Source organism: Polyangiaceae bacterium, from assembly GCA_020633235.1.
Taxonomy (GTDB): Bacteria; Myxococcota_A; Polyangia; order Polyangiales; family Polyangiaceae; genus JACKEA01.
Window position 1 is genome coordinate 515,156 of the sequence record JACKEA010000001.1, and the last position, 20,961, is coordinate 536,116.

At 68.6% G+C, this 20,961-nt stretch carries 15 protein-coding genes; 8 read left to right on the forward strand and 7 right to left on the reverse strand.

Annotated elements, in window-relative coordinates:
• Nucleotides 1-66: 66 nt before the first annotated feature.
• From H6717_02305 to H6717_02325, 5 genes are all read left to right on the forward strand, one after another.
• Nucleotides 67-1,812 (forward strand): lysine--tRNA ligase, encoded by a 1,746-nt coding sequence (locus tag H6717_02305; protein MCB9575847.1) that lies wholly within the window; start codon nt 67-69, stop codon nt 1,810-1,812.
• Nucleotides 1,809-3,527 carry an ABC transporter permease gene (locus H6717_02310; GenBank protein ID MCB9575848.1) on the forward strand — a complete coding sequence of 573 codons (1,719 nt, stop codon included), beginning with the start codon at nt 1,809-1,811 and terminating at the stop codon, nt 3,525-3,527. The genes H6717_02305 and H6717_02310 overlap by 4 nt, the downstream gene beginning before the upstream one ends.
• 5 nt (nt 3,528-3,532) lie before the next feature.
• Nucleotides 3,533-4,294: an ABC transporter ATP-binding protein gene (locus H6717_02315; GenBank protein MCB9575849.1), complete on the forward strand. Its 762-nt coding sequence runs from the start codon at nt 3,533-3,535 to the stop codon at nt 4,292-4,294.
• Nucleotides 4,295-4,364: 70 nt separating this feature from the next.
• Nucleotides 4,365-6,062: an IgGFc-binding protein gene (locus H6717_02320; protein MCB9575850.1), complete on the forward strand. Its 1,698-nt coding sequence runs from the start codon at nt 4,365-4,367 to the stop codon at nt 6,060-6,062.
• Between the two features lie 300 nt (nt 6,063-6,362).
• On the forward strand, nt 6,363-8,111 hold the full coding sequence (locus tag H6717_02325) for a hypothetical protein (protein ID MCB9575851.1): 1,749 nt from the start codon (nt 6,363-6,365) through the stop codon (nt 8,109-8,111).
• 278 nt (nt 8,112-8,389) lie between these two features.
• Here H6717_02325 and H6717_02330 read toward each other — a convergent pair whose 3' ends face one another.
• Together H6717_02330 and H6717_02335 are read right to left on the reverse strand one after the other, a co-directional pair.
• Nucleotides 8,390-9,598 (reverse strand): aminotransferase class I/II-fold pyridoxal phosphate-dependent enzyme, encoded by a 1,209-nt coding sequence (locus H6717_02330; protein ID MCB9575852.1) that lies wholly within the window; start codon nt 9,596-9,598, stop codon nt 8,390-8,392.
• A 43-nt stretch (nt 9,599-9,641) separates the two neighbouring features.
• Nucleotides 9,642-10,490 carry a MoxR family ATPase gene (locus H6717_02335; GenBank protein ID MCB9575853.1) on the reverse strand — a complete coding sequence of 283 codons (849 nt, stop codon included), beginning with the start codon at nt 10,488-10,490 and terminating at the stop codon, nt 9,642-9,644.
• A 69-nt stretch (nt 10,491-10,559) separates the two neighbouring features.
• Between H6717_02335 and H6717_02340 the strand changes: the two genes are divergently transcribed.
• On the forward strand, nt 10,560-11,594 hold the full coding sequence (locus H6717_02340) for an arginine N-succinyltransferase (GenBank protein MCB9575854.1): 1,035 nt from the start codon (nt 10,560-10,562) through the stop codon (nt 11,592-11,594).
• A gap of 64 nt (nt 11,595-11,658) precedes the next feature.
• On the opposite strand, the gene H6717_02345 is transcribed toward H6717_02340, so the two are convergent.
• The gene (locus H6717_02345; GenBank protein ID MCB9575855.1) at nt 11,659-12,504 is read right to left on the reverse strand and encodes an EAL domain-containing protein; all 846 of its coding nucleotides are present in this window, start codon (nt 12,502-12,504) and stop codon (nt 11,659-11,661) included.
• Nucleotides 12,505-12,542: 38 nt separating this feature from the next.
• The gene (locus H6717_02350) at nt 12,543-16,460 is read right to left on the reverse strand and encodes a protein kinase (GenBank protein MCB9575856.1); all 3,918 of its coding nucleotides are present in this window, start codon (nt 16,458-16,460) and stop codon (nt 12,543-12,545) included.
• Between the two features lie 54 nt (nt 16,461-16,514).
• On the opposite strand from H6717_02350, the gene H6717_02355 reads away from it, so the two are divergent.
• Nucleotides 16,515-17,261 (forward strand): hypothetical protein, encoded by a 747-nt coding sequence (locus H6717_02355; protein ID MCB9575857.1) that lies wholly within the window; start codon nt 16,515-16,517, stop codon nt 17,259-17,261.
• Between the two features lie 39 nt (nt 17,262-17,300).
• Here the strand turns inward: H6717_02355 and H6717_02360 are convergent, their stop codons facing one another.
• From H6717_02360 to H6717_02370, 3 genes are read right to left on the reverse strand one after another with little or no spacing between them, the layout of a single operon-like run.
• Nucleotides 17,301-18,284, reverse strand: a complete 984-nt coding sequence (locus H6717_02360) for an aromatic ring-hydroxylating dioxygenase subunit alpha (protein MCB9575858.1) — start codon at nt 18,282-18,284, stop codon at nt 17,301-17,303.
• Complete coding sequence (locus tag H6717_02365; GenBank protein ID MCB9575859.1) at nt 18,281-19,213, reverse strand: radical SAM protein; 933 nt, start codon at nt 19,211-19,213, stop codon at nt 18,281-18,283. The genes H6717_02360 and H6717_02365 overlap by 4 nt, the downstream gene beginning before the upstream one ends.
• The gene (locus tag H6717_02370) at nt 19,213-20,091 is read right to left on the reverse strand and encodes a hypothetical protein (GenBank protein ID MCB9575860.1); all 879 of its coding nucleotides are present in this window, start codon (nt 20,089-20,091) and stop codon (nt 19,213-19,215) included. The genes H6717_02365 and H6717_02370 overlap by 1 nt, the downstream gene beginning before the upstream one ends.
• A 66-nt stretch (nt 20,092-20,157) precedes the next feature.
• Here H6717_02370 and H6717_02375 point away from each other — a divergent pair, with 66 nt between their 5' ends.
• Nucleotides 20,158-20,940: a hypothetical protein gene (locus tag H6717_02375; GenBank protein MCB9575861.1), complete on the forward strand. Its 783-nt coding sequence runs from the start codon at nt 20,158-20,160 to the stop codon at nt 20,938-20,940.
• Nucleotides 20,941-20,961 lie beyond the last annotated feature (21 nt).

Genomic DNA, 20,961 nt, shown 5'->3' on the forward strand with positions numbered 1-20,961 from the left:
CCGCCGTGAGCCGAAATACCTGCTGTGGACGTCTCCTTCACACCGCGCTAGACCGGCGCGGCCCCCATGAGCGAATCCCGCGGAAACGAAGGCAGTTCAGGGCCGGCCACCGAGGCCGGCGGCGGTGAAGGCGCCCTCATCCAGGTGCGGCGGGAGAAGGCCGAGCACGTTCGCGCCCAAGGCCAAAACCCGTTCAGCAATCAAGTCCCGGCGGCCGAGCGCACCAAGATCGCCAAGCTCCGGGAGCGCTTCGCTCCGGCGCTGATCGATCCCGCGGAGATGCGTTACGACCCAGCCAAGGTCGAGGGCATTGCTGCCGGACAGCCCGCCACTGCGTTTGGGCGTCTGGTGGCGCGCCGCGGTTTCGGCAAGGCCTCCTTCTGGCGCCTGCGGGACGACTCCGGCGAGATCCAGGTGTTCGCCAAGAAGGACGTGATGGGGGACGCCTTCGCCGCGCTGGAGGACATCGACGTGGCGGACCACGTGATGGCCCGGGGCGTGCCGATGGTCACCAAGACCGGCGAGCTCAGCCTGCAGGTGACGGAGCTCCGGCTCTTGACCAAGGCCCTCCGGGCGCTGCCCGACAAGTGGCACGGCCTCACGGACACGGACCAGCGCTACCGGCGCCGCTACGTGGACCTGGTGGCCAATCCCGACGTGGCGCTGGTGCTCCGGGCGCGCAGCATCATCGTGCAGGGCATCCGCGACTTCTTGGACAGCGAGAGCTTCCTGGAGGTGGAGACGCCCACGCTGCACACCTTGATTGGCGGCGCCGCGGCGCGGCCCTTCGTGACGCACCACAACACGTTGGACATGGAGCTGTTCCTGCGCATCGCGCCGGAGCTGTACCTCAAGCGCCTGTTGGTGGGCGGCTACGAGCGCGTGTACGAGATCGGCCGCTGCTACCGCAACGAAGGCATCAGCACTCGGCACAACCCCGAGTTCACGATGCTCGAGTACTACCAGGCGTACGCCACCTACCAGACGCTGATGGACAACACCGAGCGCATGCTGCGCCACGTGGACGGCTACCTGGAGCGGCGCCTCACCAAGCGCGGCCACGGGGAGGTGTTTGCGCGCTGGAAGGCGGAGCGCGCCTTCACCCTGGACGAGCCCTTCGTGCGCATCCCCATGCGCGAGGCCATCGACCGCGGGCTTTCCACCGCGCAGCTCTCGGCGGACGTGATGGCGGAGCTTTCGAGCATTGCGCTGCCGGATCCCGAGGCGGCGGATGCGGCGGCGCTGCGCGCCGCGGGGGATCAGAAGGTGGCCGGCTACCGCGAGGCGAGCGAGCGCGCGCGGGCGGTGGACTGGCACAACCTGCGGCGGGCGCTTTCGGTGTGCGAGACCGAAGGAGACCGCGTGTTCGTGGCCTACGAGTACCTGGTGGAGCCGTTCCTCACGGCGGACTACAAGAACGCCGCCGGGGACAAGAGCCTGCCGGTGTTCATCATCGACTATCCCTTCGAGGTGTCGCCCCTCGCGCGCAAGAAGGACGCGGACCCCATGCTCACGGATCGCTTCGAGCTGTTCGTGGATGGACGGGAGCTGTGCAACGCCTTCAGCGAGCTGAACGATCCCGACGATCAGGCGGCGCGCTTCCGCGATCAGGTGGAGCGCAAGAGCCGCGGCGCGGAAGAGACCATGGACTACGACGAGGACTACATCCGCGCGCTGGAGCATGGCATGCCGCCGGCCGCGGGGTTCGGCCTCGGCGTGGATCGCCTGGTGATGATGCTCGCGGGTCAGGCGAGCATCCGTGACGTGATCGCGTTCCCGCTATTGCGCCCGGAGGCTCTGGGCAGCGAATGAAGCCCAACGCCGAGGCGCCGGTGAGCGCCATCGCTCGCGCTTGGTCCGCCATCGGGCTGCCCGGCCGGCTGGGTCTGATCCTGCTCGCCGCGGTCATCGTCATCTGGGCCGTCGTGTGGGGGCTCCGGCGGCTGGGCCGCCGCGGTCGCCGCAGCTTGCTCGTGGGCGGAACGCTGATTTCCTTCTTGGGCGTTTCCAGCCTGGGGTTTTGGGCGTCGCGGCTGCCGGAGCCGACCGGCAGCGCGTTCATCCTGTGGCATCAGCTGGTGCGCGTCGGTGCCGCGCTGTCGGGCACGTTCTTCATCATCGGCTTCATGTCCTTGGCGCTGCCCTGGACGCTGAACCGCATCGAGCGCCGCGGCTTCATCCCATTCGTGGCGGTGCGCCACGTGCGGGCGGGCAAGAGCGGCTTCCTCACGGTCATCTCCTTCTTGTCCATCGCCGGCGTGGCGGTGAGCGCCTTCGCGCTGTGCGCCGTGGTCAGCATCATGGGTGGCTTCGGCGCCGACTTGAAACGCAAGATCTTGGGCAACAACGCCCACATGAAGATCGAAGCCGCGAGCCACGGCGGCTTCTCCGACTGGCAGCCGCTGTTGGACGAGGTGCGGCTGGTCCCGGGCGTGCGCGCGGCGACACCGGTTGCCAGCGGGGAGGCGATGGCGTCGAGCTCCTCCAACAACGCCGGCACCATCATTCGCGGCGTGGATCCCGAGACCATCGGCACCGTGATCGACTTGCTGCAGAACATCGAGGTCGGCAAGTTCGACTACCTGCTCTCGCCGGAGAAGCTCACCCACCTGCCGCCGGACGAGGTCATCGGCATGGGCCGCGGTGGGGAGAAGTACCTGAAAGGGCCGGACATCCGGCCCTGGAACCGCAAGAACCTGGACCCTGACGTGGCGGACGCCACGGATCCCGTCTACCCCGGCATCATCATCGGCCGGGAGCTGGCCAAGACGCTGCACCTGTACGTGGGGGACGAGGTCACCCTGGTGTCGCCCTTGGGGGATCTGGGGCCCATGGGCGTGATGCCGCGTACGCGGCGCTTCCGGGTGGCCGCCATCTTCTACAGCGGCATGTACGAGTACGACTCCAGCCACGTGTACATGAAGCTCGACAAAGCGCAGGAGTTCCTCGACCTCAAGAGCAACATCACCGGCATCGAGGTCAAGGTGGACCGCCCCGAGCAGGTGGACGAGGTCACGCCGCGGGTGGTCGCGTTGGTGAAAGACCGGCAAGACTTGAAGGTTCGAGATTGGAAGGAGTCCAACAAGAACCTGTTCTCCGCCTTGAAGCTGGAGAAGATCGCCACCTTCATCATTCTCAGCATCGCCATCGCCGTGGCCAGCTTCTGCATCATCTGCACGCTGCTCTTGATGGTGACGGAGAAGAGCAAGGAGATCGCCATCATGAAGGCGGTGGGGGCCAGCGACCACGCCATCCTCCGGGTGTTCATGATGGAGGGCGTGATCATCGGCGCCATCGGGACCATCTTCGGAGTGGTCACCGGCTTGGTCACGGTGCTTGGTCTCTTGTGGTTCGGCGTGCGGCTGGATCCCGACGTGTACTACGTGGACCGCCTCCCCATTTCCGTCGACCCGGTGGACTACACCGTGGTCGCCTTCAGCGCGATGGTAATAACCACGCTGGCGACGGTGTATCCGGCCATCGCCGCGAGCAAGCTCCGCCCCGTGGATGGCATCCGCTACGAGTGAGACCCATGGCAGACGAACAAAACAGAGAGCCCTTGGTGTTGGTGGAAGGTCTGCACAAGAGCTTCCAGCACATGGGTCGCACCCTGAACGTGCTCAAGGGCATCGACTTGAACATCTACCCGGGGCAAATCTTGAGCATCGTGGGGCCCTCCGGCGCCGGCAAGAGCACGCTGCTGCACTGCATTGGCACGTTGGATCTGCCCACCAGCGGGCGCATCCGCCTGGCGGGAGAAGAGCTCACCACCATGAGCCACTCGCGCCTGGCCGCCGTGCGCAACCGCGAGATCGGCTTCGTGTTCCAGTTCCACCACCTGCTGCCGGAGTTCAACGCGCTCGAGAACATCATGCTGCCCGGGCTCATCCAGGGGCGTTCGCGCAAAGAGATGGAGAAGCGCGCCCGCTCCCTGTTGGAGGAGGTGGGGCTCTTGGATCGCGCGACGCACCGCCCCGGCGAGCTTTCCGGTGGTGAGCAGCAGCGCGTGGCCGTGGCCCGCGCCCTGGCCCTCGGACCCAAGCTGGTGCTGGCGGACGAGCCGACGGGCAACCTCGACAGCGCCACGAGCGACGCCATCCACGATCTGTTCTTTCAGATCAACCGCGAGCACGGCACCACCATCGTGGTCGTCACCCACAACCCGAACTTCGCGGAGAGCATGCCTCGCGTGGTGCGGATGATGGACGGCAAGGTGGTGAAGGACGAGCGAGGCTATCGGAGCGCGGAGCGCGAGTCCGGTGCGGCCCTCGCCGCCGAGCCCGTGGCCGGCTGAGCGGGAATTCTTCGGCAAAATTCCCGCGTCGCTGGCGATCCGGCGGGTTCGTCGGTCATACTTCCCGGCCATGGGGACTTTGCTTCGTATCCAGGCTGCGGCCTGGCTCACAGTGGGAACGTTGATCGTTGGCTTCGGTTGCTCCGGCGCGAGCGGTGGCGGAAATAACGGTGGCGCAGGGGGAACCGGCGCCCAGGGCGGCTTCGCCGGCACCGGTGGCGGTGGCGGCATCAACATCGGCGGCACCGGCGGTGGCACCGGTGGCAACGGCGGCTTCGTCGGGGATCCGAAGACCTGTCAGGAAGCCGAACAGGCCAAGACGTACATCGGTTGCGACTTCTGGCCCACGGTGGTCGCCAACAACGTGTGGTCCACCTTCGACTACGCCGTGGTTGTCGCCAACTACGGCGACACCCCCGCGGACGTGCTCATCGAGCGCAACGGCCAAGGCGTGAACGGCGGACAGGTTCCGCCCAACGGCTTGCAGAAGTTCTACCTGCCGTGGGTACCGGAGCTGAAGGGACCGGATGCCGACAACTGCGGCGCAGCCGTTCCGGTGTCCGCCACGGTGCGCGCTCCGGGCGGCGCCTATCACCTCACGAGCAGCGTGCCCGTCACCGTGTATCAGTTCAACGCGCTGGAGTACAAAGGCGCGGGCGGCCCGCAAGGCAAGAGCTGGGCGGGGTGCCCGGGGGACTCGGTTTGCCCCACCTATCTCCAGGCCATCGGCTGCTTCTCGTTCTCCAACGACGCATCGCTGCTGCTGCCGTCCACGGCCCTCACAGGCAACTACCGAGTGACCGGCCAGTCCGGTTGGTACAACACCAACCCACCAATAAGCATGCCGGCATATTTCGCCGTTACCGGCACTCAAGATGGCACGACCGTCACCGTGAAAGTGAGCGGGACTGGTCAGGTGGCCGGTGGCGGTGGGCTCCAGGCCGCAGGGCCCGGTCAGGTCATCTCTTTCCCCATCGCTCGTGGCGAGGTCGTTCAGGTCGTGGGTACCGCGCAAACGGATCTGGCGGGGACCCTCGTGCAATCGGACAAGCCCGTGCAGGTCATCGCCGGGGTGCCTTGCATCAACCAGCCCTTCAGCCAGTCCGCCTGTGATCACATCGAAGAGAGCGTGTTTCCGGCGGAGACCTTCGGTCAGCACTACTTCGTGACCGTACCCACGGGTCCCAACGGCAACGCCGTCGGTCACATCGTGCGCATCTTCGGCAACGTGGATGGCACGCAGCTCAGCTATCCTGGGGGTGCCCCCGCCGGCGCGCCGCCGGTCATCAACGCTGGGCAGGTGTTCGACCTCGGCGTGGTGAACAAGGACTTCGAGGTGTCCGGAGATCACGAGTTCGCCGTCGGCTCCTTCATGCTCGGGGCGAGCGTGGTGGATCCGCAGCCCGTCGCCGGTGGTGAAAAGGGCGACCCGGCGCAGAGCTTGATGACCGCCGTCGAGCAATTCCGCACCAAGTACGTGTTCCTCGCCCCCGACGACTACGACGTCTCCTACGTGGACATCGTGTTGCCCGACGGCGCGCAGGTCACGCTGGACGGCTCGCCGCTCAACGCCGCGGCCGTACCCATCAGCAGCGGCTTCTCCGTCGCCCGCGCCAAGCTCGGACCGGGGACCAGTGGCGCCCACGTGCTCAACTCCGACAAGCCCGTCGGCATCCAGGTGATGGGCTACGGCAGCTACACGAGCTACCAGTATCCGGGCGGCTTGAATTTGACGGCGATCGCGCCGCCCCCGCCGCCCATCCGCTGACGCGACGTTGCTGCGCCGGGCCTTGCGCCCCGCTGTTACCGCGCCGAGCCGACATCCAAATGCAAAGGGTGTTGGCCCGGCGCGATGCGTTTGTCAGCGCGAAGCGTGAGCACACGACGTGCGCTCGGCGTGAGCAGCCGCATCCGAGAGCAGATGATGTTGGCGCGGCGCGAACCCCGTCGCGGTGCGCCTGCCAACCGCGGGGTGCCGGGTGCCAACCCCTGTTTGGCACTTGGCGGCCCTTGAGCGCGCGAAACCACCGCAATTTACGCTGGCTTGGAAGTTGCTGTGCGTCTGGGCATGGCGCAGCGGGTTTCGTTTGGGTGGCTTCGGCTGGCGGCGCTGGCGAGCGTGGCGTTGGGGCTCGGCTCTGCGTGTAGCGCGGACGTCGGCGAAGGGGAGCCCATCGGGCAGGCGAGCGAGCCGGTCACGGCTCCGACGCAGGCGTATTGCTCCATCCCCGTGACCGGCAAAGGCACGAAGAGCATGGAGGACGACTACCTGCCGCACGTGATCCAGTGCGAGAACGGCGGCGCCAACCTGCAAGCGCTCAAGGCGCAGGCGATCGCCGCGCGCTCCGTGGCCTACTACAACATGGCGACGTCGGGCTCCATCTGCGATGGCCAGGGGTGCCAGGTGTACTCCTGCGGTGCGACGCCCAAGGCCATCCACTACCAGGCGGTGAAGGAGACGGCGGGCATCTATCTTTCCTACGCCAACACGCTCACCTACGGCTTCTACGTGGCGGGAGATTCCGGCGCCACGGCGCCGAGCTGCCACGACTACTCCGGCTCCACCAGCAAGTACGTCACGTACAACGAGGGCAAGACCGGCACCAGCGTGACGCAGACGTCCCTGGGTTACATCGGGCCGCCGGGCTTTGGTCAGAACCGCGGTTGCATGAGCCAGTGGGGCGCGCGCTGCCTGGAGAACGGCAAGAGCTACGACTACACGAAGATCCTGCAGTTCTACTACGGCTCCGACATCCAGCTGAAGAAGGCGGCGGGCTCGTGCACCAACACGTGCACGCCCACCACCGAGGTGTGCAACGGCAAGGACGACAACTGCGACGGCAAGGTGGACGAGGGCAACGTGTGCAACACGGCGCCCAAGGGCTACCTGGACGCAGCGGACTGCGACGGCCTGCGCGGTTGGGCGCAAGATCCGGATGCGCCGGACACCGCCATCGACGTGCACCTGTACTTCGACGGGCCAGCGGGCAGCGGCGCCAAGGCCGGCGTGGTGACGGCCAACGTCTCGCGCCAAGATCTGTGCACTGCCATCGGCTCCTGCGAGCACGGTTTCGACGTGCCGCCGCCGCTCTCGCTGTTCGACGGCAAGGCGCACGAGGTGCACGCCTACGGCATCGACACCCAAGGCGGAACGAACCCGGAGCTTTCGAACAGCCCCAAGTCCTTCACCTGCACCGCGACGCTGCCGCAGGGCATTCGCCGTCACGTCGTCAATCCCGACAGCCTGGCCGCGTGGAAGTTCGATCTGTTCTGGCAGCTGCTCCCGCTGTCCGACGCGCAGATTGCCTCGCTGGACGAGGGCGCCGCGCTGCCGGCAGCGCCGGAGTTGGTGAAGGCGGATGACGGCACGCCGGAGGTTTGGCTGGTGGACGGCAGCTGGCGCCGCCACGTGCCGGATCCGACGGTCATGGCGGCGTGGGGCTTTGCCTTCGGTGACGTCGTGGAAAAGCCGGCCGCCGAGGTGTACGCCTTGACGGAAGGGCCGAAGGTCCGGTCCGAGCCCGTGCTCGTGAAGGATTCGAGCGGCAAGGTCGACATCATCGACGACCCGTTCCCCGGAACCGGTGGCAGTGGCACCGGCGGCGCTACCGGCGGCGGCGGCAGCGGCGGAACCGGCGGCACCGGCGGCGGCGCCAGCGGCGGCAAGAGTGGGACTCAACAGCACTCCAGCGTCGTCGCCGACGACGAGGGCAGCGGCTGCGGCTGTCGCCAGGCCGGCGGCTCCGGCGGCCAGCACGGCGCGCTCATGCTGCTCTTGGCAGTGCCCTGGATCCTCCGCCGTCGACGCAACGCCTGATGCCCTCGGACTCCCTTCGAACGACTGCGATGCAATCTCCTCCCAGCGTGCCCTGAGCCTCGGCGCTTCCCGACGGGCATCGCGCCGCATCAACATGAGAAAAACGCGGGCGATCAAGGGGGGAGGGCGCCCGGAAATCGGTTGCTATGCAAAGCAGCTTCCGCGGCGAGAGGGCGGTCTCGAGTCGTTGCGTCGTGGCGAATGGTGAGACCGGCGCGGCTGCTCTGAAGCTCGCGCCAGCCATGAGCACTTTGGCGGTGCGGTCAGGAGCGCGTGCGTCAGGCTTTGAGCATCTTGCCGATGCGAGCGCATGCTTCGGCGATGCGCGGCGGATCCTCGATCAGCGCGAAGCGCACGAAGCCCTCGCCGCCCTCGCCGAAGCCGGTGCCCGGCGCGACGGCCACGTGCGCCTCCTCGATCAAACGATGCGTGGCCTCCACCGAAGTGAGGCCGGTGAGCGCCTTCGGCAGCTTGGTCCAAACGAACATGGTGCCACTGGGCTCCGGCACGTCCCCCCAGCCGCACTCCGACAGGCCCTTCACCAGCGCCGTGGCGCGGCCCTTGTACAGCTCGCGGATCTCCTCCACCAGGCCGTCGCCGTTGTCGAGCGCCCACGCCGCGGCGTGCTGCAGCGGCATGAAGGTGCCGTAGTCCATGTACGTCTTGAGGTGCGCGAGAGCGCCGATCATGCGCTCGTTGCCCACCATGAAGGCGATGCGCCAGCCGGGCATGTTGTAGCTCTTCGACATCGAGAACACCTCGACGGCGAATTTCCGGACCTCGCTCGCGTCGATGCCACAGTCGAAGATGCTGGGCGCGTAGCGCGACGAAAAGTCCAAGTCCGCGTACGCCAGATCATGGAGCAACAGCGCGCCGGAATCCCGCACCACCTCCACCAGGGCGCGGAGCTGCTCCTTCGTGACGACCTGGCCGGTGGGGTTTTGCGGGTAGTTCGCGATCACGAGCTTGGTGCTGCCGCCGGCGGCGTTCACCCGGGCCAGCGCGTCCGCCACGGCCTTGGCGGGCTCGAGATCCGCGCGCACCTCGAAGGGGGCCACGGTGGCGCCGGCGATCATCGGGGCGCCCTTGTGGATCGGGTAGCAGGGGTCGGGAACCACCGCGGTGTCCCCGCGATCCAAGATCGCCATGCACAGGTGGCTGATGCCTTCCTTGGCGCCCATGGTGACGACGACCTCGCGATCGACGTCGAAGCTCACGTGGTGCCGCCGGTGATACCAGCTGACGATCGCCTTGCGCAGCGCCGGCAATCCGCGACCCGGGTGGTAGCGGTGGTTCTTGCCCACGTCCGCCGCGGCATGGAGCTGATCCACGATGACCTGTGGCGTCGGACGATCCGGATTGCCGAGGCCCAGGTCGATGAGCTGGGCGCCCGCGGCAATGGCGCGGTTCTTCACCGCGTCCGTGGCCACGAAGGCGTAGGTAGGGAGGGCTTCGGCGCGGGGGAAAGACCAGTGTTTCGTCGTCACATCCGTTCGCTACCACCGTCGCCCGCTCGACGGAAGGGCGGGGTTACCAGCGGCGCGAGCGGCCGGAGCGCGCCTCCGCCACGGTGGTCTGATCCTGCTCCTTCTTGATCAACACACCGCCGAAGGGCAGCTCGCTCTTGATGCGATCCGAGCCGATGCCGGCTTTGGCCAGCACCGCGATCCAGTCGATGAGCTCCGAGGTGCTCGGCTTCTTGCGCAGCCGCGGCACTCCGCGCACGTCATAAAACGCGGAAATCGCCTGATCCACGAGCTCGTCGTCGATCTCCGGGTGGTGCACTCGCACGATGCGCTTCATCAGCTCCGGCTCCGGGAAGTCGATGAAGTGAAACACGCAGCGGCGCAAGAACGCGTCTGGCAGCTCTTTCTCGTTGTTGCTGGTGATGATCACCACGGGGCGATGCTTGGCGACGATTTCCTCGTTCGTCTCCGTGATGAAGAAGCGCATGCGATCGAGCTCGTGGAGCAGGTCGTTCGGGAACTCGAGGTCGGCCTTGTCGACCTCGTCGATGAGCAGCACCACGCGCTCGTCGGAGCCCAGGGCTCGCCCTAGCGGCCCGCGCTTGATGTAGCGCCGGATGTCCTTCACGCCGTCCGGGCCTGCGTCCCCGAAGCGCGCGTCGTACAGCCGCTGCACGGTGTCGTACACGTACAGGCCGTCTTGCGCGCGCGTGGTGGATTTGACCGGCCAATGGATCAGCGGGTGGCCCATGGCCTCCGCCACGGCGGCCGCGAGTAGGGTCTTTCCGGTACCGGGCTCGCCCTTCACCAAGAGCGGCCGTTCCAGCGCCACGGCGGCGTTGACGGCAGCTTCCAAAGCCGGATCGGTGATGTAGCTCTTGGTCCCGACGAAGGCGCGAAAAGACTCGGTCACGGGCCCGATCTAGCACGGCTTTCGCTTCGCCGCTCGCGCTCCCTGGGGGCGTGGTAAGACCGACGGTCCATGGTTCGCTACGAGATCCGCGGCGCTTCGCCGGATGACGAAGAACAGCTGCTTCGGCTCGCGGAGCACCTGGACTCGGTGAACCTGCCCCACGATCGCGACCACGTGCGGAGGCTCCTGGATCACACGGATCGCAGCTACAGCGGCAAGCTCAAGAGCCTGCCGCACCGGAAGTACGTGTTCGTGCTGTGGGACCTGGAGAAGGACGTTGCGGTGGGCACGTCCATGCTGGTGGCGCAGCTCGGCCGGCGGGATGCGCCGTACATCTACTTCGACGTCATCGAAGAAGAGAAGTACTCGAGCTTGCTCGACAAGCACTTCCACCACACGGCGCTCAAGATCGGATTTTCCTACAAGGGGCCGACGGAAATCGGCGGGTTGGTGGTGGCGCCGGAGTACCGCGCGGCGCGGGAGAAGCTCGGGCTGCAGATCTCGTACGTGCGCTTCTTGTACGTCGCCACCCATCGCGAGCTGTTCCAGAACGAGCTGCTCGCGGAGCTCCTGCCGCCGCTCGAGAGCGATGGCACCAGCCACCTGTGGGAGGCCCTCGGACGGCAGTTCACGGACATGAGCTACGCCGAGGCGGATCTGCTCTCCAGCGAGAACAAGGAGTTCATCCGGGATCTGTTCCCGGCGGGGCTCATCTACGCCAGCCTGCTCAGCAAGGACGCCCAAGACGTCATCGGCAAGGTGGGGGCGCAGACCAAGGGCGTGGAGCGCATGCTGCGGCGCATCGGGTTCCGCTACGCGGAACGGGTGGATCCCTTCGACGGCGGCCCGCATTTCACCGCACCCCTGGAAGAGATCACGCTCGTGCAAGAGTCGCGGCGGAGCCGCGTCGTCGGCTTCGTCGAGGGTGACACCAAGACGAAGAAGTCCGGGCTCATCGGTCGGGACTTGGCGGAGCGGCCGTACTTCCGCGCGGTGTACTCCGCCCTCGACATCGTGAGGGATGGGGAAGTGCGCATCGGCAGGGAAGCCGGAGAGCACCTGGGCCTCGCCGAAGGCGACGAGGTTCTGTGCCTGCCGATCTGAGTCGCGACGCGACGCCGCAGTGGCGTGACGTTGCCCGTATCGACGCGTTCGGCTCGGAGGGGCGTCAGGGCGGCGTGGTCGGGTGTGCCCGCGGCGGACCGACAAAAGAATCGACGGGATCTTCGCGGTCGGGACGGCTGTCTCGCGGGCGTATGGAATCGTCCTTGGCCGGCCAACCCACGTCCGGGATGGGAAAGGCGGGACGCGCGAGGACGTAGCCTTGGCCGTAGTGAGCGCCGGTGTCCTGGATGGCGCGGAGCTCGTCGCGGGTTTCGATGCCTTCGGCGACGACCTCGGCGCCCATCTGAACGCACAGATCCACGACGGCGCGCACCAGCCCGAGCTTGCGCGGGAAGCGATGGAGATCGGTGATCAACGCGCGATCGAGCTTCACGATCGCGGGCTCGAGCTCCACGATGCGCAGGATGTTGGAGTAGCCCGCGCCAAAGTCGTCGATCACCAGGCGCGCACCGGTGCGGCCGCGGACCTCCGCCAATATGCTGAGGCACAGCTCGTGGTGCTCGAAGGCGGCGGCTTCGGTGATCTCGAGGAACACGTCGTGGTCGTGGAAGCCGATGGGATCGTCCGGGCGCACCAGCCAGCGCGCCTCGAGCTCGGCCGGGTGGAGATTCAAGAACAGGCGACGAGTCGGGCAGTTCTCGACGGCGATCTCGCGGATCATGCGACCGAGACGCCCGGCGGCCTGTTCCTTCACGGCCTGGTCGAACAGGCGCGACGGGTTCTCGAACACGTCGTTCTTGCAGCGAACCAGCGCCTCTTCTGCGAAGACGGTGCCGCGGTTGAGATCCACGATGGGCTGGTAGACGACGTGGATGTCGTCGCGCCTCAGGGCCCGGACGGACGGGCCGCTCAGAGCCTGCAGTCCGGAGATGGTCCAGTGTTTCTCCACGCCCTCGGAAAACGGTCGGAACGGCAGCCGCTTGAGGACTATGTGCTGCTTTCGAGCAGGCGATGGATGCGGTCTGGAACCACGCCGTATTCCTCGGCGCGCGCCAGGAGCTGCGCGTTGTTCGGCAGCTCCGTGAGGTATAGCCGGGCATAGGCGGTGCCCATGAGGCCATCGATGCGGTGCTGCAGCGGGAACAGGCCGCGGGTGATGGCTTCTTTGGCTTCTTCTTCTTGGCCCTGATCCATGTAGGCGTCATGTAGGGCGAGGTAGACGGCGGACTCGTTCAGCAAGCTGGGGGCGCCGCTCTCCAGGAGCTCGGCGGCTTCCTTCGCGAGCTCCACGGCGCGCTCGAGGCTGCCGCAGCGGCGCTCTGCTTCGGCCCAGGTGCCCAGCGCCACCGGCAGCACGTCGCGATTGCCGGTGGAGCGATACCCCTCGGCGGAGATGCCGAGCAGGGAGCGGGCGCGCTGGCAGGTGGTCTCGGACTTGGCGCGCAAGAGCTCCATGCCGCGATAGAACAGCACGCCGAGGTTCGCGCGATCCGGCGAGGCCCAGAAGCCCGTGGCCGCGGCGTCGGCATCCGCGCGGGTCTCCGCCAGGTTCGCTTCCAGCTGCTTGTCGTTGCCGAAGGTGGCGGCCCATCCGAGCAGGTTCATCTGCGCGTGGCGCACGGCGCCGGAGCTGCCGATGGCGTCCGCCAGGGACAGGCCCGTCTCCAAGGCGCCGCGCGCTTCTTGGCGCGCGCCGATGGTGGTGAGGGCGAAGCCGAGGTTCGTCATCAGCATGGCCTCGCGCTCCTTGAGGCCGGCCTTGCGAGCGGCGCCGACGGCGGCGCGGCGGGCGTCCAGCGCCGCGGTGAGCTCGCCGCGGGTCTGCCGCACGATGGCCAGCGTTTGCCAGCCGTCCACGGCCGCGGCGGCGATGCCGCGATCTTCCGCCAGCATCAGGAGCCGGGCGGCTTCCGTCTCGGCCTCGGCGAAGCGCCCGGCGAAAGCGAGGCGCGCCGCCAGGGCCGCGGAGCAGCGCGCTTCTTCGTCGTGGATGCCGAGACCTGCGGCTTCCGTGCGCGTCTCCGTGAGGCGCGCCGTGATGTCCACGCCGGTGCCGCGGGCGTCGTCGTAGCGGGCGCGAGCGCCACGGGCGCGGACGGCGCTGGCTTCGTCGAACACGTTCTCTTCCAGCGCCGAGACCGCGGTCTCGCGATCCGCCGCACGGGGATCCAATCGGCTCCAGGCTTCGTCCAGGTACAGGGCGCGCTGAAAGCCGGTGGGCTTGTCACCGGCGAAGGACAGCGAGCGCTCCGCCATCTTCAGCGCGTCGGTGAGCGCGTTGGCGGCCAGGGCGCGCTGCGCGGCACGCGCCCAGTGCTCCGCGGCGGCTTCGTGCTGGCCGCCCAGGTCGTAGTGGCCGGCGACGGTGGCCGAGTCTTCCCCCATGGACGCGAGCCAGGCGGCGGCCAGGGCGTGGAGCTCGCGCCGCTCGCGCTCGCCCAAGGAGCTGTACGCCACCTCGCGCACCAGGGCGTGCTTGAACATCCACTCCCGGGTGCCCGGAAAGCGCGAGACGTTCTGCTCCATCAGCACCTCGCCCGCGGCCAGCGCTTTCATCACGCTTTCGGCTTCGTGCATGCCGAGGGCTTCCAAGCCGCCGTCCCAGGCGGTGAGGCCGAACACGCTCAGGCGCCCGATGGCGTCGCGACACTCTTCGTCCAAGGAGTCCAGGCTGGCCTGGATCACCGACTCGATGGTGGGGGCGTGGATGGTGGTGCGGCCCGACGCCGTGAGGCGGGCCAGCTCTTCCGCGAACAGCGGCAAGCCGGCTGCTTGGCTCGCGATGCGATCCAGCATCTCGTCGGAGAACTCTTCGCCCAGGAGCGCGCGGGCGATGGCGCGGGTGGCGCGCTTGGAGATGGGCCGGAGCTCGAGGCGCACGTGATCGCGCCCGGCGAAGCGCTCCGGGTGCTCCTGCCAAAAGCCGGGGCGCACCAGCGCCATCACCATCAGCGGGCGGCTCTGGGTGCGTCCCAACATGTGATCGAGCCAACCGATGCTCTCGGCGTCCGCCCACTGCAGGTCTTCCGCCACGATCACGGTGGGCTGCCCGGCGGTGACCTGGATCACCAGGTCTGTCATCGCCAACCAGAGCACGTCGCGGGAGCCGCGGGGGTCGAGGCCTTCCGGCAGCGGCTCGTTGGCGAGCAAGCGTGCGAGGATTTCTCGGCTGGCGCTGGTGAGCTCGCTGCGGGTGGCGGGACCCAGGCGCGCCACGATGGCGCTCTCCGCCTCGGCGGCGGTGGCGCCCTTGGGCAAGCCGATGATCGCGCGCAACACGTCGGCGGCGGCACCGAGAGCATGGCCGCGGCCGTAGGCTTCACTGCGCTGGAGTATGACGAAGGGGTTGTCGGCCTGCGCCGTGATGCGCGCGAGCACCTCGCGCCGGAGGCGGCTCTTGCCGATGCCCGGCGGCCCCGTGATGCTGACCAAGATCGGAGTGGTGTCCGCGCAGGCGCGCTCGAAGGCGCTCACCACCTGCGCCAGCTCCGGCTCGCGCCCCACGAAGGGTGCGCCGCCGGCGCGCTCGCCCCGGGCGCCGCGCACTTGCTCGCCGACCACCGAGGAGCCGTCGTCCCGCGCGCGGAACTCGTAGCGGCCGCGTCCGAGCTCGCTGGTGGTGGCGTCCGCCAAGACCACGCCGGCGTCCGCGTCCCGGGCCAGCGCCGACGCGCGATCGACGACCTCGCCGACGGGTTGTACCTCGCCGGCGGGGGAGGTGAGGTTCACTCGCGCCCGCCCGCTGGCGATGCCCACGCGAGCGCCGGCGCGCGCCAAGCGGCGACCGAGATCCAGCGCCGCCGTGGCTTCCGTGCCCACGGCGCGCCGCGCGCCGAGGTGCGCGACGATGGCATCTTGACCGAGGGGCACCGCGTCCGCCCCGCGCTGCCGCAGGTGCTCGAGGGCGCGCTCCCGCGCCGAGCCCTTGGCGAAGCGAATGGCCACGATGCTCGTCACCAGCCGTGAAGCGCTGGAGCCGAGCCGCGACGAAAGCACCGGCTCGCTGGGCGTGCCCCCGGACGGCCAGGTCATGCGCCCCGCCTCCTGCAGCACGTCGCGCAGCACCTGCGTCACTTCACGCATGTCGTGGGGGCGGTACTCCGGCTCCGTACTCAGCATGCGGTGCACCAGGTTGTCGAGCAGCACCGGCGTGTCCCGCCGGAGCTCCGAAAGGCGCGGCGCTGGCGTCGTCACCAAGCGCGCGAGGGTGGCGATGGCCGTCGGCCCCACGTGCGGCGGCCGCCCGCTCACCAGCTCGAACAGCGTGGCGCCCAGGGAGTACACGTCCGAGCGCGCGTCGATGGGCGCATCTCCGCGGGCTTGCTCCGGCGCCATGTACGCCGGTGTCCCCACCACGTCCCCCGTGCGCGTGATGCGAATGTCTTCGTTGGCCGCCACACCGAAGTCCACCAGCTTGGGCGTGACGTCGATCTCTTCGGCGTCGCCCGGCCGCCCGTTGCAGAGGAAGATGTTGCCCGGCTTGATGTCGCGGTGGATGACGCCCACGTCGTGCGCGGCGCACAGCGCCTCGCTCACCAGCGCCGCCATCTCCACTGCGGCCCGCAAGGACAGCGGCTCGCGCCGCTGGCGGTGGGCGACGTCCTCGCCGTCCAGCCACTCCATGGCGATGAACGGCTGCCCGGTGTCGTCCAACGTGCCGTAGGCCACCGTCTTCACGATTCCGGGATGGTGCAAGTGACTCAGGAGCTCGCCTTCCCGAGCGAAGCGCACTTCTTCCTCGGGGGCCACGCCCGCCTCCGCTGCCAGCACCTTGAGCGCCACGGTCTGCTGCGTGACGCGATCGAAGCAGCGGTAGACCACGCCCGCGCCGCCGCGCCCCACCTCTTGCTCGATGGCGAAGCGACCGTCCACCAGGCGGCCCTGCTCGAAGCCAATGGTCACGATGCCAACCTACCGTGGATCCGTCAGCGCGTCATTCGCGTGCGCTATCATGGGCGCGTGCTCGAGTCGTTTCTGCAGGGCGCAGTGGCGCTGCTTACTGAAGTCTCCGGTACCGAGCCCGCACCCGGCGCGTTCGATCCCTGGATCGAGCTTGCCGCGCTGGCCGGTCCCGTGCCGCGCCGGGGACCCCTCAGCCACGACATCTTGTTGGCTCGCCGCGGAACCAAGAGCTTCGGCCTGAACGTCTTTGCCCACGACCCGGGGCTGCCCTTCGCCCGCGTGGCGCACAGCTGGGCTCGCGATTTCCTCGGCGCGTCCCCGGATCCGGTGCTCGACGTCCCGGGCGTACGCGTTCACGGTGGCGTCGCGGTGCGCGCCTCGGAGCTGGTGCTCAAGCTGTACGCCACGGACGGCCTGCCGGAGCTTGCAGGCCGGCTCGGCGTGGAGCTCGCGGATGCCGTCGCCATCGGCGTGGACGTCACTCGTCGCGGTCTCGAGCGCGCGCGCACGTACCATCCCGCGCCGCCCGGCGCGTTGCCTGCGAGTGGCAGTCACCGCCTCGTCACGCTGCTCCGCGGAACCGGCGCGAAGCGCACGGACAACGTCATCTTCCGTCCCGAAGCGCCCGTCGCGGATCTCCTCGCCCTGGGCGACCCGGCAGTGGACGTCGAGCTCGTCGCCGCGCTGACGGACCTCGCGCGCGGCCACGGCTTGTCGCTGCGCGCCGTGGCGCACGAGACGGATCACTTCGACGACGGCCGCGTGGAGACCGACGCCCTGGTCGCCGCCGGCGCGCCGGGCTGATTCCGCGGCGGACCGACATCTTCAGGCAAGGAAGAGCGATCAGCGCTGTGCCAGGGCTTCGTCCAGCGCCTCACGGAACCAGGCGATGGGGCTCTCCGCCGCGGTGAGGGTGCGCGCCGGCAAGAGGCCGGTGCCGAGACCCCGCTGCAGTCGTTCCGCCATGCGCAGATCCGCCGTGGTGACGGCGCCGATGGCGGGATCTTCGTGCGCCACGGTGCGCGGCTCTGCGCCGCTGCCCTTGGGCGACAGCGCGATCTGATCGAACCACGCCCGCGTTGGGTCCGTGGTGTGCGGCCGATGGCGGAACACCAGCGCCTGCTTCGGGTGCAGGTTCAGCTGCACGTTGGGGAACACCGAGAGGAGCACGTTGTGCCCCACTTCGTCGATGCGCGGCCGAACGTCGATGCGCGCGTGGCGACCGAGGCGCGTGAGCTCTGCGCCCTGCCAGTCCACGGCGTGGGAGATGTCCGAGTGCAGCACCGGGACGTGCAGCGCCTCGATGTGTACCTCGCTCGAGAGCTTCCAGTTGCAGGCGACGTCGACCCGGACTTCGCTCTCGATGCCCCAATCGCCGAGCTGTCGCGCGGAGAGCTCGCCTGCCAGAGGGGCCAGGAAGTGGTCGATGGGCTCGGCGTCGGGGGAGAACGCGATCCACACGAAGCCGAAGCGTGCGCTGGCGGACAGCGGCACCAGGGAAAGCTCCGGCGGCTCCTGCACGTTGGGCGCGCCGAGCAGCTTGCCGTCGAGGCCGAAGCGGAACGCGTGGTAGGGGCAGGTGACCGAGCGCGCGGAGCCCGTGCCGTCGCACAGCCGCGCGCCGCGGTGCGGGCACACGTTGGCGAAGGCGCGCACGCCGCCGGCGGCGTCCCGCAGCACCAGCGCCGAGAGCGGCCCCACGTCGAGCGCGGCGAAGTCCCCGGGGTCTTGCAGGCGGCTTTCGTGACAGGCGAGCAGCCAGCACTTCTTCCACACGCGTGCGAGCTCGAGCTCCAGAGTCTTCGGATCGTAGAAGGAGCGGGTCATGGGCCTTCGAAGGGGGTGAGCAGCTCGCGCTCGTCGCCGCACAGCTCCACGTGGCGCTCGTGCAGACCAATGCACGTCTTGCCGAAGTGGGTGCAGCGCTCCTGGTGCGGGCAAGAGAAGCCGCCGTGGTTCTTGGCCCGGCTCGAGAACTCGTCGTGGATCAGCGTGTCGTCGCGGTGGTCCACGAGGCGGTCGCGCACGTCTCCCAGCGCGCACTCGGGGAACCAGCTGAGCACCACCTCGTGGCCGGCGGCGAGCAGGCGGCGGGCGGCGGCTTGCACGTGGGGGATCGCTTCGGCGTGGGGCACGTGTTGGTCGCTCTGGCCGATGTCCCCGAACTCGATGAAGGCCCAGAAGTGGCTCTCCGGCACGCCGACCTCGAGCAAGAAGTCCGAAAGCTCCCCCAGGTGCTCGTAGTTGTCGCGGGAGACGCAGGTGTTGCTGATGGTGCGCGCGCCGGAGCGCACCAGGTTCTCGAGCCCCGCGCGCATCTCGCGAAAGCTCAGCGGATTGCGGGTGAGGTGCGCGTCCAGCTCCGCCGTGCCCGCGTGCACGGACACGAAGTACTCCTGGACGCCGGCGTCGATCAGCTGCGCCAAGTAGCTCGCCTTGGCCAGCCGGCGACCGTTGGTCTGCAGCCGGATCACCTCGAAGCCGCCTTCCTCCAGGGCGCGGCGCGCAATGTCCGGCAGGTCCGCCCGTAAGGTGGCCTCTGCCCCCGCCAGGATCAGCCGCCGGTAGCGTTTGCGCTCTCGGTTCTCCCGGAACACGCGCTCGAGGTACTCGTCCGAGGTGTCCGGCAGCTTCATGTCCAGCTCTCGCTCGATGAAGCAGAAGCGGCAGCGGCTGTTGCACAGGTAGTTGAGGGCGATGGTCACCGTGGTGATGTTCGGATCGTCCTTCAGGATGGGCAGGTGGGTTTCGTTCATCACACCACCTGATGCACCGCGAGCTTGTCGATGGACAGCTCCGGGGCCCCCGGCGCGGCGTTGAAGTCGAAGCCGAGATCCCAGGACACGTGCGCAAAGTCGCTGTCGTGCTCCGTGAGCAGCTCCGCCAGCCGCGGGTGCTCGTGGCGTGCGAGGAAGGGCGCCAGCTGCACGCTCGAGATGCGCGAGTAGTACAGGCCGTCGGCGTGCGGCTTGACGGCGTAGCAAACCGTGAAGCAATCCCGAAGTCCCGGGGGCACCAGCACGCTCCAACACTTCTTGCCGCCGCTCCGGGGCGAGGAGCGCACGCGGCGCACGGCGTCCTCCAGCTCTTCGGGCTTCTTGGCGAAGTAGAACCAGTAGTGATTCTCGAGCACCAAGTGGTCGCGCGCTTCGGCGCGGTAGGAAAAGCCGCACTCCCGCCGATGCCGGTCTCCGCTGCGCAGGTACAGGCGGAAGGGCTCGCAGGTCTTTTGGGCAAGGCTCTTGGCCGAGATCTCGAAGCTGCACATGAAGTAGGGCAGAGACTCGTCCACCGCGCCGGCGACCGTGACCCAGGGGGCCACCACCCGCGCCAGATCCGTGGCCCGGGCGCGGTTGCCTTCGGCGTTCTCCGTGAAGTTGTAGAAGTAGAGCTCCAGACTGAAACCCTTTGGACCCCACTTGGCGCCCCACACCGTTTCGTCCGGACCCAGATGAGCGCGGAGGGCCTCGATCAACGGCCAGGCGTCGAGCTCTTCCACGCGCAGCAGGTGCTTGAGCAGGGAGCCCGCGTGCAGCCGCCCTTTGGGATCGCAACGTGGCTCGTAGGCCGTGAGGATGTAGTCCCGGTGCTGGGTGTCGGGCAGCTCGGGCAGGCGATCCTCGGCGGCGATCATCGGCCGAGCCAGTGTAGCCCGAATGCGAGCTGCACGCGCCCTTCGCGCGGGCTATCGTGGCGGAGGATGCAGCGGCTCATCGAGATCTCGGCGAGCGAAGTGGCGGCCCACGGCCGCCTGGTGGACGACATCTACGAAGAGCGCGCGCTGGGGGCGATCGTGCGCGGCGTGCTCGCGCCGGAGCTCTTGCGCCGCGCCGTCGAGCGCGTCGCAGCGATGGAACCCGACGCGCCCCGAGTGGACACCGCCGAGGGCGGCTACGCCCTGGGCGTGATGCTGGCGCCCACGGCCAGCGCTCCCCGCGGGCCGAGCTTTGACGACTACCTGGCGGCGACCGAGCGCTGGTCTGCGGCGGAGCTCCTGGACGCGGACGCGCGGGCCGCGGTGGACGCGGCGCGCTCGGCCCTCGCCGGTGGCCGCGCAGTGCGCACGCCCGTGGCGCCGGATGGGCGGAGCTACGCCGCGGCGACGCTGCACGTGTTCCCCGACGGCAGCGGCGCGCCGCTCCATTGCGACAGCTACGACGCGCTGCCCTGCCACGAGCAGCTGAACCAGCTGGTGGATCGTCGCACTCAGCTGTCGTGGTACGTACCGCTGTCCCTGCCGGAGCGCGGCGGAGCGCTCAGCGTGTTCCAGCTCCGCCACGGCGATGCCGCGGCGGCTGCCGCGCCGCACCAACAAGACCTGCCCCATGACAGCTACCGAGTGGGCCCCGGGGATCTGATCGTGTTCGACGGCGGACGCTGGTTTCATCGCGTGGATACCTGCTACGGAGCCACGCCACGCCGCACTTGGGCCGGCTTCGGTGGCCTCGCGGCAGACGGCCAGAGCGTCTTTTTCTGGGGCTGAGGGCGGCGGCGAGACGCGCGA

What these genes read in the sequence shown, in the direction of transcription:
- H6717_02305 (MCB9575847.1), top strand. Translation starts at nt 67, where the DNA reads ATGAGCGAATCCCGCGGAAACGAAGGCAGTTCAGGGCCGGCCACCGAG.
- H6717_02310 (MCB9575848.1), top strand. Translation starts at nt 1,809, where the DNA reads ATGAAGCCCAACGCCGAGGCGCCGGTGAGCGCCATCGCTCGCGCTTGG.
- H6717_02315 (MCB9575849.1), top strand. Translation starts at nt 3,533, where the DNA reads ATGGCAGACGAACAAAACAGAGAGCCCTTGGTGTTGGTGGAAGGTCTG.
- H6717_02320 (MCB9575850.1), top strand. Translation starts at nt 4,365, where the DNA reads ATGGGGACTTTGCTTCGTATCCAGGCTGCGGCCTGGCTCACAGTGGGA.
- H6717_02325 (MCB9575851.1), top strand. Translation starts at nt 6,363, where the DNA reads ATGGCGCAGCGGGTTTCGTTTGGGTGGCTTCGGCTGGCGGCGCTGGCG.
- H6717_02340 (MCB9575854.1), top strand. Translation starts at nt 10,560, where the DNA reads ATGGTTCGCTACGAGATCCGCGGCGCTTCGCCGGATGACGAAGAACAG.
- H6717_02360 (MCB9575858.1), bottom strand. Translation starts at nt 18,284, where the DNA reads ATGACCCGCTCCTTCTACGATCCGAAGACTCTGGAGCTCGAGCTCGCA.
- H6717_02365 (MCB9575859.1), bottom strand. Translation starts at nt 19,213, where the DNA reads ATGAACGAAACCCACCTGCCCATCCTGAAGGACGATCCGAACATCACC.
- H6717_02370 (MCB9575860.1), bottom strand. Translation starts at nt 20,091, where the DNA reads ATGATCGCCGCCGAGGATCGCCTGCCCGAGCTGCCCGACACCCAGCAC.
- H6717_02375 (MCB9575861.1), top strand. Translation starts at nt 20,158, where the DNA reads ATGCAGCGGCTCATCGAGATCTCGGCGAGCGAAGTGGCGGCCCACGGC.